At 65.5% G+C, this 11,474-nt stretch carries 12 protein-coding genes, 1 pseudogene and 1 riboswitch; of the genes and pseudogenes, 9 read left to right on the top strand and 4 right to left on the bottom strand.

The window, feature by feature from the left end; translation table 11 throughout:
* The first annotated feature begins 88 nt into the window (after window positions 1-88).
* A riboswitch (TPP riboswitch) is annotated at window positions 89-200 on the top strand.
* The 4 genes from J4G32_RS19855 (at window position 192) to J4G32_RS19840 (ending at window position 3,844) form a co-directional block, all read left to right on the top strand.
* Window positions 192-800 carry a YkoF family thiamine/hydroxymethylpyrimidine-binding protein gene (locus tag J4G32_RS19855; RefSeq protein ID WP_210497291.1) on the top strand — a complete coding sequence of 203 codons (609 nt, stop codon included), beginning with the start codon at window positions 192-194 and terminating at the stop codon, window positions 798-800. (Overlaps the previous riboswitch by 9 nt.)
* Before the next feature lie 65 nt (window positions 801-865).
* Entirely contained in the window at window positions 866-1,450 is a 585-nt protein-coding gene (locus J4G32_RS19850) for an ECF transporter S component (protein WP_210497290.1), read from the top strand.
* A complete protein-coding gene (locus J4G32_RS19845) occupies window positions 1,425-3,113 on the top strand; it encodes an ABC transporter ATP-binding protein (protein ID WP_210497289.1) in 1,689 nt (562 codons plus the stop codon). Before J4G32_RS19850 ends, J4G32_RS19845 begins: the two co-directional genes overlap by 26 nt.
* Window positions 3,107-3,844: an energy-coupling factor transporter transmembrane component T family protein gene (locus J4G32_RS19840; protein WP_210497288.1), complete on the top strand. Its 738-nt coding sequence runs from the start codon at window positions 3,107-3,109 to the stop codon at window positions 3,842-3,844. The genes J4G32_RS19845 and J4G32_RS19840 overlap by 7 nt, the downstream gene beginning before the upstream one ends.
* 11 nt (window positions 3,845-3,855) lie before the next feature.
* On the opposite strand, the gene J4G32_RS19835 is transcribed toward J4G32_RS19840, so the two are convergent.
* Entirely contained in the window at window positions 3,856-4,089 is a 234-nt protein-coding gene (locus tag J4G32_RS19835) for a hypothetical protein (RefSeq protein ID WP_210497287.1), read from the bottom strand.
* A 737-nt stretch (window positions 4,090-4,826) separates the two neighbouring features.
* Here J4G32_RS19835 and J4G32_RS19830 point away from each other — a divergent pair.
* The 3 genes and pseudogenes from J4G32_RS19830 (at window position 4,827) to arsB (ending at window position 6,784) form a co-directional block, all read left to right on the top strand.
* Complete coding sequence (locus J4G32_RS19830) at window positions 4,827-5,183, top strand: ArsR/SmtB family transcription factor (RefSeq protein ID WP_210497286.1); 357 nt, start codon at window positions 4,827-4,829, stop codon at window positions 5,181-5,183.
* The gene (locus J4G32_RS19825) at window positions 5,176-5,703 is read left to right on the top strand and encodes an arsenate reductase ArsC (RefSeq protein ID WP_210497285.1); all 528 of its coding nucleotides are present in this window, start codon (window positions 5,176-5,178) and stop codon (window positions 5,701-5,703) included. The genes J4G32_RS19830 and J4G32_RS19825 overlap by 8 nt, the downstream gene beginning before the upstream one ends.
* 10 nt (window positions 5,704-5,713) lie before the next feature.
* Window positions 5,714-6,784: pseudogene (arsB, locus tag J4G32_RS19820) on the top strand (ACR3 family arsenite efflux transporter).
* Here arsB and J4G32_RS19815 read toward each other — a convergent pair.
* Window positions 6,781-7,836: an LLM class flavin-dependent oxidoreductase gene (locus J4G32_RS19815; RefSeq protein ID WP_210497284.1), complete on the bottom strand. Its 1,056-nt coding sequence runs from the start codon at window positions 7,834-7,836 to the stop codon at window positions 6,781-6,783. The pseudogene arsB and the gene J4G32_RS19815 sit on opposite strands and share 4 nt — an antisense overlap.
* 29 nt (window positions 7,837-7,865) lie before the next feature.
* Complete coding sequence (locus J4G32_RS19810) at window positions 7,866-8,663, bottom strand: SDR family NAD(P)-dependent oxidoreductase (protein WP_210497330.1); 798 nt, start codon at window positions 8,661-8,663, stop codon at window positions 7,866-7,868.
* Window positions 8,664-8,889: 226 nt separating this feature from the next.
* Between J4G32_RS19810 and J4G32_RS19805 the strand changes: the two genes are divergently transcribed.
* Window positions 8,890-9,399: a DUF1993 domain-containing protein gene (locus J4G32_RS19805; RefSeq protein WP_210497283.1), complete on the top strand. Its 510-nt coding sequence runs from the start codon at window positions 8,890-8,892 to the stop codon at window positions 9,397-9,399.
* A gap of 120 nt (window positions 9,400-9,519) precedes the next feature.
* Window positions 9,520-10,497, top strand: coding sequence for a DMT family transporter (locus J4G32_RS19800; protein ID WP_210497282.1), 978 nt, complete (start codon window positions 9,520-9,522; stop codon window positions 10,495-10,497).
* Here J4G32_RS19800 and J4G32_RS19795 read toward each other — a convergent pair whose 3' ends face one another.
* Window positions 10,498-11,388, bottom strand: coding sequence for a LysR substrate-binding domain-containing protein (locus J4G32_RS19795; protein WP_210497281.1), 891 nt, complete (start codon window positions 11,386-11,388; stop codon window positions 10,498-10,500).
* Window positions 11,389-11,474: the final 86 nt, after the last annotated feature.

Raw genomic sequence — 11,474 nt, 5'->3', positions numbered from 1 at the left:
CTCAAACGGGAGCAGATGAGCCAGGGGTGGCGGCGGTCACGTTTCCTGACCTGTGCTTGCATTCCCAAAAGAAAGGGTGCTAAGCCTTGGACTTCGACAGGGGTGCTCCGTATCGCCGGGGCTGAGATGATGGCGCAATGCCAGCGGACCCTACAGCTGATCTGGGTAATACCAGCGGAGCGAGGCGACTGATGTTTTCCGGCGCACAAATCTCATTGTATCCCATGACGAACGATTTCGTCGGGGTCATCCTCGGCGCGATCGATGCGCTCGAGCCTTATCGGCCGACGTTTCGCATCGAGACCGACGACGTCTCCACGCTCATCGTGGGGCCGCCGGAGCAACTCTTTCCCGCCATGCGCGATCTGTTGGTGAGGGCATCGACGGGCGGCGTCCATTGCGTACTCGCCGCGACCGTCTCGCGCGGGTGCCCCGGCGAGCCGGACGATCCGATCTGCACGCCGACCGGGCCCACGCGTCACGACAAATCGCTCACCGAGCGCATCGCTGCCGCCCGCCTTCATGTGGCCGACGCGCCCCGAACGGGCTTGTCAGTGGCCGCGCAATTCTCGCTCTATCCGCTCGGTGACGGGCATCACATGGACGAGATCTACGGCTGCATCGACTTTCTCAAGCAATCCGGCGTGTTCGACCGCTCGAAGAATTTCTGCACCAAGCTGCGCGGCGATGCGGGACCGGTTTTCGCGACGCTGAGCGAAGCCTTTCTGCGGTTTGGCGCGCCGGAAGGCCATGTGGCGCTCGACCTGAAGGTCTCGGCCAACAGCCCGAGCGCCGCCTGACAACGGCCGGCGATTTCTCACGCCCGCTTTTTCGATTCCCGCTCCTCAACGATTGGATCGTCGACATGACCGACAAACAAGGCTGGACCCTGCGCGAAACCCTCATCGTGACGGTGCTGGGCGCGGTATTCGCGGTGCTCTATCTCGGCTGGGTGCAGGTGTGGCTGATCGCCCAGGCGGTGTTCGGCTCCCTCACGATGGATGTGGTGATGGGCTTCTGGTTCATCGTCTCGATCGTGGCCGCAGCCATCATCAGAAAGCCCGGCGTGGCCTTCACGGCCGAGGTCCTGGCAGCTCTCGTGCAGATCCTGCTCGGCAGTCCGGCGGGCCTGTTGCTGCTTGTCACGGGTGCCGTCCAGGGAGCCGGTGCCGAGGCCGTGTTCGCGGCGACGCGGTGGCGCAATTATTCGCTTCCGGTCCTGATGGCGGCCGGTGTCGGCGCCGCAATCTTCTCCTTTGTCTATACCTGGATCCGGTTCGATTACGGGGCGCTGCAGCCGACGATCGTGCTCAGCATGTTTGTGCTGCGCTGCCTCAGCGGTGCGTTGCTCGGCGGCCTGCTTGGCCACCTGATCGTGCGCGCGCTCTACCGGACCGGCGTGCTGTCCGGCCTTGCGATCGACCATGACGTCCGATCCGCTCTCGCCTGAGGGTCCACCCGCCGCGCAATGGCGGGCGGTGAGCGTGCGCTACCCCTTCGCCGGGGCGGCCGCCGTGGGTCCGGTCGATCTCGCCATTCGCCGGGGAACGCGGGTTCTGCTGCTTGGCGCCTCCGGCTCCGGCAAGTCGACCCTGCTGCTCACGCTCACCGGGCTGCTGCCGCACAGCATCCCGGCCAAGGTCGAGGGACGCATCGCCATTGACGGCGTGCCGATCGAAACACGCCCTCCCTCGGGCTGGGCAGCGGACGTCGCGCAGTATTTCCAGGACGCCGACCGCACGTTGTGCGGCATGCGGGTCGAGGACGAGATCGCCTTCGCGCTCGAGAACCAGGCCGTGCCCGTGGCCCGAATCCGGAACGCGGTCGCACAGGCGATGGAGGAGGTCGGCCTGCCCGAGGCCTGGCGTCAGCGGCGCACCGCCACGCTCTCCGGCGGCGAGCGGCAACTGGTGGCGCTCGCCGCCACCCTCGTTCAGAATGCGGGCCTGTTCGTGGCCGACGAACCGACGGCGCATCTTGCGCCCGTCGCGGCGACGCGGTTGCACCGGCTGCTGACGGAAGGCCGGCCGGACCGCACCATGCTTGTGGTGGATCACCGGCTCGACGGGCTGATCGACGCCATGGATCGGCTGGTGGTGCTCGGACCGGACGGCACCATCGTTGCCGATGGCGAGCCCCGCGCGATCTTTCGCGAGAAGCGATCCCTGCTTGCAGCTCTCGGAATCTGGTGCCCGGCAGCAGGCGACCTCGATGAAGGCCTCGCGCGGGTCGGACTCTGCGCGCCGGTCGCGCCCCTGTCCGTGGCGGATGCGCTTGCGCATCTCAACCCCGAGACGGCCCCGCCTGAGGATCTCGCGCGGGCGCGTCCCATCGTGGCGGCGTTCGTCGCGAAAGCCAGCGCGGAAGCGCCCGCTGCGGCTGCGGATGCGCCGGTGATCGCTGCTCTGGTTGGAGCGGATTGTGCGCCATTCCTCGGTCCGGTGGTGCTGCGCGGCGTGTCGCTCAGTGTTCGACAGGGCGAGGTCGTGGGGATCCTCGGCGCCAACGGTGCCGGCAAGTCCACTCTCGCGGCGTGCCTGGCCGGGCTCCTGCCGCTTAAGAGCGGCGTGCGGGAGGGCGCGAAAGGCGGCGTTGCGTTTCAGAACCCGGAAAGTCAGTTCGTCGGCGGCACGGTTCGTGACGAACTGAGCGGCGCGCTGCCGCGGCGAATGGACAATGATGAGCGCGAACGCCGTGTCGCCGCAACGCTCGATCAATGGGGACTGGCCGGTCTCGCCCTGCGCCATCCTTTCGAGTTGTCGCAGGGCCAGAAGCGGCGTCTCGCGCTGGCCATGCTGACCATCACCGACCGATGGCCATTGCTCGTTCTCGACGAGCCGATGGCGGGCCTGGACGCTGCCGGCGCTGCTGCGCTGTCGGCGCGCATCGACGATCTGCGCTCGGACGGACGCGCGGTCGCGGTCGTCACCCACGATATGGACTTCGCCCTGCGGGTCTGCCCCCGCAGCGTGGTGGTGGCGGAGGGGCGCATCATCGCCGACGGGCCGACGCCGGATCTCCTCGCGGACGCAGACCTTTGCGCCCGGGCCAATCTGAGCGAGCCTTCCTCGGCTGCGGCCCGCCGCTGGTTGCAGGCGACGAAGTCATGGTGAGAACACTCAATCCACTGAGCAAGGTCGCGGTCTGCGCGGTCTGGCTCGTCGCCGCTATTCTGATCTTCGATGCGCGGTTCCAGATCGGCGCGATCCTCATCGTGTGTATTGTCCTTGTGGCCCTCGAGCGAACCTCGCCGTTGCTGTTGCTCGGGCTGATGGTGCCGTTCAGCCTGTTCGGGCTCGGCTTTCTCACCACTGCGCTCCTGTTTCGTGAGGACAGCGCCTTCGCCTTGCATGTGGCAGGCGAGTCGGTGTTCGGCTCACCGGCTGCCTCGGCTGGCGTGACTCTGTTCCTGCGCGCTGTTGCCTGCGGGATGATCTCGGCGTTCTTTGCCCTGACGACAGATCCCGGCGCGTTTGTGAGGGGATTGATGGCGCATGCCCGCTTGCCGCCGCGCTTTGGCTACGCGCTGTTTGCGGCGCTCCAGCTCGTGCCGGATCTGGCTGCGGAAGCGCAACAGATGCGCCTTGCCCGGGCCATGCAATCCGGGCGGGTCCTGCGCCGTCTTCCCGGACCGGTCGAGGCGGGAAGCCTCGTTATCCCGCTGCTGGCCTTCGCCATCCGCCGCGCCGGGCGCACCGCCATTGCCATGGAGGCTCGCGGTCTTGATGCGCATGGCCCGCGCACCATCATGGCCGTGCCGCCTTTCGAATGGCGGGATGCGGGCTTCGCGGCTGTCGCGATGATCGTTCTCGGGGGACTGATCGTTCTCTGCGCGAACATGTGACGTCCGGGGAATTACGGAGGCGTCTGTCTCGACAGGGTTGCGGGCGGACGGCGGGCCGCGGATGAGAAGACGATCGCGCCGCAGACGTGCAGGCGATCAAAGGCCTCGATGATGAGTCGCGCCTGATCCCGATAGCGATCCGACACGACGCGAACCATGCCGCCGTGTTGCCGGCCCGGATACCAGGAGGTCCCTCCCACTTTGGCGAGTTCCTGAGCAACGATTTCGATCTCTTCGTCAGTCATGGCTGGTCTCACCTCTCGATTGCGATCACCGATCCACAGGTCTTGCCGAGGAGTGTCCCGCGCTTGCATTCGACGCTATCGAGGATGCGCGCGAGGCGGTGGATGTCCGTCTCAAAGCTGCCAGACGGACGACAGTTCGCTTGATCATCCGCTGTGCTCAGAACCAGTGCCATTGCTGGCCTCGCTGTTCCGCAACCTGAACGCGCCCGGGTCCCATCAGGCGCGCGCGGTTTGAATGATCCGCTCTCTTAATTCCGATCGCGTGTGCCCCGGGGCGGACCCGGCGCTCCGCCATCGGAGCTGACGAAAGATGATCCCGATCCGGGAGATTGACAATGCAAATCGTTGCTTTGTCTCAAAACGTACCGAACAAGGCTGGCCATAACCCGCGGATGTGTCGGTTTTATCAGTACTCGCGGGAGGTCACAAAGAACGCGTGCCTCGGTAGACTGATTTTGCCGGCGTCACAACTGGCTTGACACCATGGAGCCAAGGGTTGACGGCCCGTCGCTTGCCGCGGCGTGGGCCGTCCCGGCTCCTTCGAGGCGACCCCGCTCATCGGGATTGCCCGCGCCGGTCTCTGGAAGGGTTTTCAAGTGCCGCAGCTTGGGAGACGGCACCCGCCCAGCCACGAGCGCTTACTTCCGAGGGCGTGAAGTCGTCAGTCTTCGCGCAGCTTCGAAATCCCGTCATCCCCCGGCTTGCCAAGCGATCCGTATTTCGATAAGTCTCGACATATGGACAACACCGATGTGATAATTGCCCTTGCGGCGCTGGCCCAGCCGACCCGGCTCGACGCGTTCCGGCTGTTGGTCCGGCACGAGCCTGCCGGTCTGCCGGCGGGGACGGTCGCGCGGGACCTTGCGGTGCCGCACAACACCCTGTCGTCCCACCTCGCCATTCTCTGCCGCGCCGGGCTCATCCGGGCCGAGCGGCGGAGCCGCTCCATCGTCTACCGGGCTGATCTCAATCGCTTTCGCGCCGTTGCGACCTTTCTGCTCAAGGATTGCTGCGGTGGGCGGCCGGAGATCTGCATCCCGCTCGTGGCCGATCTCACGCCCTGCTGCCAGCCGGAGGCCTCTGCCCATGAGTGAGCGCATCTACAACGTCATGTTTCTGTGCACCGGCAACACCGCCCGCTCGATCCTCGCGGAAGCCATCCTCAATACGGACGGCGCGGGGCGGTTTCGGGCCTATTCGGCGGGCAGTCATCCCAAGGGCACGGTCAATCCGTTTGCCATCAAGGTGCTGAATGATGCCGGCTATCCGACGGCGGGATTGCGGTCGAAGAACTGGGACGCGTTCGCGGCTGCGGATGCGCCGGTTATGGATTTCGTCTTTACCGTCTGCGACAACGCCGCCGGCGAGGCCTGCCCGGTCTGGCCCGGCCATCCGGTCACCGCCCACTGGGGCATCGAGGACCCGGCCGCGGTGGAGGGCTCCGACGTTGAAAAGCTGGCGGCATTCCTTACCGCCTATCGCTATCTGAAGAACCGCATCCAGGCCTTTTCCAGTTTGCCGATCGCGAGCCTCGACAAGGCTTCGCTCCACGCGCGGGTGCGGGCCATCGGCGCCGCAGAGGGCCACACGAGAGCCGCTGCGGCGAACGGGTGAGGACGGCCGCATGTCGATTTTCGAACGCTATCTGACCGTTTGGGTCACGTTGTGCATCGTTGCCGGAATCGCGCTCGGCCACGCCTTTCCGGCTGTGTTCCAGGCGATCGGCGCGGCGGAGATCGCGCGGGTCAACTTGCCGGTGGCGGTCCTGATCTGGATCATGGTGATCCCGATGCTGTTGCGGATCGATTTTTCCGCCTTGGGGTAGGTGGGCCGGCACTGGCGCGGGATCGGCGTGACGCTGTTCATCAACTGGGCCATCAAACCGTTTTCGATGGCGTTGCTCGCCTGGTTCGTTATCGCCCATCTGTTCCGACCGTATCTGGCCGCCGACCAGATCGCGAGCTATACGGCCGGGCTCATCATTCTCGCCGCCGCGCCCTGCACCGCCATGGTGTTCGTGTGGAGCAACCTGACGAAAGGTGATCCGCATTTCACGTTGACGCAGGTCGCGCTCAACGACGTGATCATGATCGTCGCCTTCGCGCCGATTGTCGGCCTGCTGCTCGGTTTGTCGGCCATCGTCGTGCCGTGGGGCACGCTGGTCCTGTCGGTCGCGCTCTATATCCTGATCCCGGTGATTGCCGCCCAGTGGCTGCGGCGTTGGCTGATCGCACGGGGCGCAGACGGCGCCCTGCAAAAGGCCCAGCAGATCCTCGGCCCGCTCTCGCTGGTGTCTTTGTTGGCGACGCTGGTGTTGCTGTTCGGCTTTCAGGGCGAACAGATCATCGCGCAGCCCGCCATCATCGCCGTGCTGGCGGTGCCGATCCTGATCCAGGTCTACCTCAATGCGGGGCTCGCCTACTGGCTCAACCGCGTCGCGGGCGAATCGCATGCCATTGCGGGGCCGTCGGCGCTGATCGGCGCGAGCAACTTCTTCGAGCTGGCCGTGGCTGCCGCCATCAGCCTCTTCGGCTTCACGTCCGGCGCGGCGCTGGCGACCGTCGTCGGCGTGCTGATCGAGGTGCCGGTGATGCTCACCATCGTGTGGATCGTCAACCGCAGCCAGGGCTGGTATGAGCGCGCGCCCGCACGCACCGCTCAAGGCGTCGTCCAGACGCCACCTTCAGGCACCTAGACCGGGACGTTTTCGGCGTTGCGGCGGGCCACCTCCATGCGCACCGCGGGTGCCACCTCCGTGCCGATCAACTCAATGGCGCGCATGATCTGCGCATGCGGCATGGTGCCGACACTGAGCTGCATCATGTACCGCGTGTTTCCGAAAACGCTGTGCTGTTTCAGGATTTTGTCGATGGCCTGCTGCGGCGTGCCGACGATCAGCGCGCCGCGCGGGCCGATGAGCTGATCGAAGTGCGGCCGGCTTGTCGGCGCCCAGCCCCGCTCGCGTCCAAGCTTCGTCATCACGTCCGCATAGGATGGAAAGAACGCGTCGGCGGCCTGCTGCGCGGTGTCGGCCACAAAAGCGTGCGCGTTGATGCCAACCTGCAGGTGGTTCGCATCGAAGCCTGCGCGACGCGAGGCTTCGCGATACAACGCGACGAGGGGCGCGAAGCGCTCCGGTTCTCCGCCGATAATGGCAAGCGCCAGCGGCAGGCCGAGGCTCGCCGCGCGGACAATCGATTGCGGCGTTCCGCCGACCGCGATCCAGATGGGGATCACATGCTCCGGCCGGGGATAGACGGCGAGGTTTGACAGCGCGGGGCGATGCTGGCCCGACCATGTCACGCGCTCGCTGTCGCGGATCTTCAGCAGCAGGTCGAGCTTCTCGGAAAACAGCGCGTCGTAATCGGCAAGATCATAGCCGAAGAGCGGAAACGACTCGATGAAGGAGCCGCGCCCCGCCATGATTTCCGCCCGCCCGCCGGACAGAAGATCGAGGGTGGCGAAATCCTGGAACACGCGCACCGGGTCGTCCGAACTCAGCACCGTGACGGCGCTCGTCAGGCGGATGGTCTTGGTGCGCGCCGCCGCCGCTGCGAGCACCACCGCCGGTGAGGATGCCACATAATCGGCGCGGTGATGTTCGCCGATGCCGAACACGTTGAGACCGACCTGATCGGCGAGTTCAATCTCCTCGATCAGGTCGCGCAGGCGCTGCGCCGGACTGACGAGAAATCCCGTTTGCGGATCGGGCGTTGTCTCGACGAATGTGTAGAGGCCAAGTTCCATCACGATCTCCGCGAATGCGCCGGACGGGCCTACAGGATCGAGCGCACGACGCCGCCATCGACCCGCATGGCTGCCCCCGTCGTGGCGCTGGCTGCCGGGCTGCACAGATAAGCCACGAGGCTTGCAATCTCGTCAGGCCGGATCAACCGTCCCAGCAGTGAGGACGGGCGGTTCTCGCGAATGAAGGCCGCGCCCGCTGCATCGAGATCCTGCTCTCCGCCGCCAGCCGCCATCTGGCGCATGAACACCTCGACACCCTCCGACAGGGTCGGGCCGGGGAGCACGGAATTGACGGTCACGCCGCTGCCAGAGACCGTCTCGGCAAGTCCGCGCGCGACGGCAAGCTGCGCGGTTTTCGTCATGCCGTAATGCACCATCTCGACGGGGATCTGCACGGCGGATTCACTGGAGATGAACACCACCCGACCCCAACCCCGCGAGACCATGGCGGAGGTGTAGTGCCGGGCAAGACGGATGCCGCTCAGCACGTTCACGTCGAAGAACCGCCGCCAATCCTCGTCGGGGATGTCGAAGAACGGCTTCGGCTCGAAGATGCCCGCGTTGTTGACCAGGATATCGAGGGCCGGCACCGCCGCCGTGACGGCCGCCATGCCGTCATCCGTCCCCACGTCTCCGGGGGCGGCCACAAACTGTCCGTCGGGAATCGCCGCACGCAGTTTGGCGATGGCCTCGTCGACGCGACCGGCGGTCCGTCCGTTGATCGCCACCTTGGCGCCCATGCGCGACAATTGCGTTGCGATTGCAAAGCCGATTCCCGCGGTGGATCCCGTCACCAGTGCGCGCCGCCCTTTCAGATCGAGGTCCATCGTCATCGTCCCCTGCTGCTGTCCATGCGCGGGACGCTAGCCCCATCGCGGGTGCGCCACCAAGGCACATTTTCGCGATGCTGCCATCCCGTCCAGGCGGGGCGGCGGCCTTGACTTCACCGCCCTGAAAGCGGCCTACCTGCGGGGAACGGTTCCGGCGAGGAGCACCTCGCGCCGGCCGGAACGGGCGGGCCGCGCGGTGCGGCTTTTTTGGAGCAGGACAATCATGCCACTCTCGATGTACCAGGCCTCGGTGCCGGTTTTCACCCGGGGCCTCACCATCCTCGCGACCATCCTCGAAAAAGGCGCCGCCCACGCGGCCGAGCACAAGATCGCGCCGAGCGAACTCATCGATGCGCGGCTTGCCCCCGACATGATCGCACTCGCCGGACAGGTCCAGCGCGCCAGCGACACGTCGAAACTCTCCATCGAACGGCTGACCGGCGTCGCCTCGCCCAAGATGGCCGATACGGAAACCTCGTTCCCCGAACTGCTCGATCGCGTCGCCCGCACGATCGCCTATATCGAGGGCGTCGATGCGGCGTCGTTCGAGGGGAGCGAATCCCGCGTGGTGACGATCAATGCCGGCGGCCTCAAGCCCTCGATGTCCGGGGAGGCCTATCTGCTCTCGTTCGGCCTGCCCAACTTCTATTTCCACCTCACGACCGCCTACGACATCCTGCGCCACAAGGGCGTCGTCATCGGCAAGCGCGATTTTCTCGGACCGTTCGGCTAAAGGCGCTAAGGGCCTGGGCCGGCGTGAGGCATCAGCATTCCGTGGCATTCCAATGATAATTTATCATTGGAACTGATAAATCAGGATCGGTAAGGAACGATCTAAACATTGGATCGTTTCATGCCGCAGCCGACGGAACATCCCCGATCGCTTTCGCTGTCGTCGCCTGCGCCGGTCTCCCGCAGCGGGGAACCGCCGGCCGGCGCCCGCCTCGACGGGTCGACGCTTGCCATCTATGCCGCCACCATCTTCCTGTGGGGGGTGAGCTGGATTGCCATTCACGGTCAGCTCGGCGTCGTGGCGCCCGAAATGTCCGTGCTGTGGCGCTTCGTGCTGGCGGCTGCCTGCATGTGGGGCTGGGTGGGCGTCGCCGGCAAGCCGGTGGCGTTTCCGCTTGCGGACCATTTGCGATTCATCGCGACCGGCTTTTGCCTGTTCTCCCTGAATTTTCTCTGCTTCTACTATGGCGGGCTCACCGTCCCGTCGGGGCTTCTGTCGGTCGTCTTTTCGTTGACGTCGATCTTCAACCTGATCCTCGGCTTTCTGGTCTTTCGCCAGGCGATCGATCTGCGCGTGGCGCTCGGCGCAGGCCTCGGCGCAACCGGAATCGGCCTGCTGTTCCTGCCGGAGATCACCGGCGCTGGCTTCAATGCCGGGGCGCTCCTGGGCCTTGGCCTGTGCGCCCTTGGGACGCTGCTGTTCTGCAGCGGCAACATGGTCTCGACATCTCTGCAACGACGCGGCATCCCGCTCATCTCGGCCAATGCCTGGGGGATGACCTATGGCACCGGCATCCTGCTGGTGATCAACCTGGTGCGCGGCAATGCCTTCATCGTCGAGCCGACGCTCGTCTATCTCGGGGCATTGCTCTACCTCGCCATCGGAGCGTCCGTCCTGGCCTTTGCGTCCTATCTGACCCTGCTGCGGCGTCTGGGGCCCGCGCGCGCCGGCTACACGACGGTGCTGTTTCCCATCGTGGCCCTCGGCGTGTCGACCCTGGTCGAAGGCTACGCGTGGACGCCGATCGCAGCGCTCGGCGTCGTCCTCGCGCTCGTCGGCAACGTCATCGTGCTGCGCAGGCCCGCTTTGAAAGCCTGATCACTCGGCAGCCGGCGCCAGCAGGGGCCGCGTGGAGCCGAGATTGTCGAGCGATTGCTTGATGTGAAAACCCAGCGCATCGGCGAGCGGATTTTCCTGCTGCCGGGCGCGGATGAGGCCGATCTTGCAGGACGGCAGCGCGGGGAATCCATCCGACGGACCGAGGATGCGCATGCCCGGCCGCACGGCGCTCTCCGGCAGAACGGAGACCGCGAGCCCGGCCAGAATTGCCGCTCCGACCGCGGTGGAGTGCCAAGCCACGTAAAGGATGCGGTACGGCCGATCGGCTGCCTCGAGAACTTCCGTGGCCGAATGACGCCAGTCGCAATTGGGCCGCCCGAGGGCAAGCGGGATCGGTGTTTCCTCATGCACGGAATGGCGAGCGGAGGTGACCCAGAGCAGCTGTTCGATGCGCACGATTTCCGACGGACCGCGCCGATCCACATGGGTGATGATGGCAAGGTCGATATCGCCGTGCTGGACGCGCTCGATGAGGTTCTGCGTCGGCTCGCACATGACCGTGACCTCGGCCTTGGGATTGGAGCGCGAAAACCGCGCCAGGATCTCCGGCAGGTAACGGTCGGCGTAATCGTCGGGCAGCCCCAAGCGGACCCGGCCGCTCAGCTCGTTGTCGTTGAAGGCCGCCATGCATTCGGTGTTCAGGCGTACGATCCGGCGGGCATAATCGAGCAGCCGCTCGCCTTCATCCGTCAGCTTGGACAGACGGCCGTCGCGTTCAAAGATCACCCGGCCGACGCGCTCCTCGAGCCGCTTCATCTGCATGGACACCGCGCTCTGGGTCTTGTGGACCACATCGGCCGCGCGGGTGAACGAGCCCGTGTCAGCAATCGCCACGAAGGTGCGCAACTGGTCGATATCAAGGAGGTGCATGGTCGTTTCCTGCATCATCAATCAAACGAATGATATCTATCTCAAACAATCGTTTCAAGTGATGAAACGCCTTGTGGTAGAGATTT

The organism is Microvirga antarctica, assembly GCF_017921815.1.
Taxonomy (GTDB): domain Bacteria; phylum Pseudomonadota; class Alphaproteobacteria; order Rhizobiales; family Beijerinckiaceae; genus Microvirga; species Microvirga antarctica.
Note: the sequence above shows the minus strand (reverse complement) of the source record. Positions and strands in the feature narration are given on the sequence as shown.

Bases quoted from the DNA above. Each gene is read 5' to 3' on its own strand.
- J4G32_RS19855 (WP_210497291.1), top strand. From the start codon at position 192: ATGTTTTCCGGCGCACAAATCTCATTGTATCCCATGACGAACGATTTC.
- J4G32_RS19850 (WP_210497290.1), top strand. From the start codon at position 866: ATGACCGACAAACAAGGCTGGACCCTGCGCGAAACCCTCATCGTGACG.
- J4G32_RS19845 (WP_210497289.1), top strand. From the start codon at position 1,425: ATGACGTCCGATCCGCTCTCGCCTGAGGGTCCACCCGCCGCGCAATGG.
- J4G32_RS19840 (WP_210497288.1), top strand. From the start codon at position 3,107: ATGGTGAGAACACTCAATCCACTGAGCAAGGTCGCGGTCTGCGCGGTC.
- J4G32_RS19835 (WP_210497287.1), bottom strand. From the start codon at position 4,089: ATGACTGACGAAGAGATCGAAATCGTTGCTCAGGAACTCGCCAAAGTG.
- J4G32_RS19830 (WP_210497286.1), top strand. From the start codon at position 4,827: ATGGACAACACCGATGTGATAATTGCCCTTGCGGCGCTGGCCCAGCCG.
- J4G32_RS19825 (WP_210497285.1), top strand. From the start codon at position 5,176: ATGAGTGAGCGCATCTACAACGTCATGTTTCTGTGCACCGGCAACACC.
- J4G32_RS19815 (WP_210497284.1), bottom strand. From the start codon at position 7,836: ATGGAACTTGGCCTCTACACATTCGTCGAGACAACGCCCGATCCGCAA.
- J4G32_RS19810 (WP_210497330.1), bottom strand. From the start codon at position 8,663: ATGGACCTCGATCTGAAAGGGCGGCGCGCACTGGTGACGGGATCCACC.
- J4G32_RS19805 (WP_210497283.1), top strand. From the start codon at position 8,890: ATGCCACTCTCGATGTACCAGGCCTCGGTGCCGGTTTTCACCCGGGGC.
- J4G32_RS19800 (WP_210497282.1), top strand. From the start codon at position 9,520: ATGCCGCAGCCGACGGAACATCCCCGATCGCTTTCGCTGTCGTCGCCT.
- J4G32_RS19795 (WP_210497281.1), bottom strand. From the start codon at position 11,388: ATGCACCTCCTTGATATCGACCAGTTGCGCACCTTCGTGGCGATTGCT.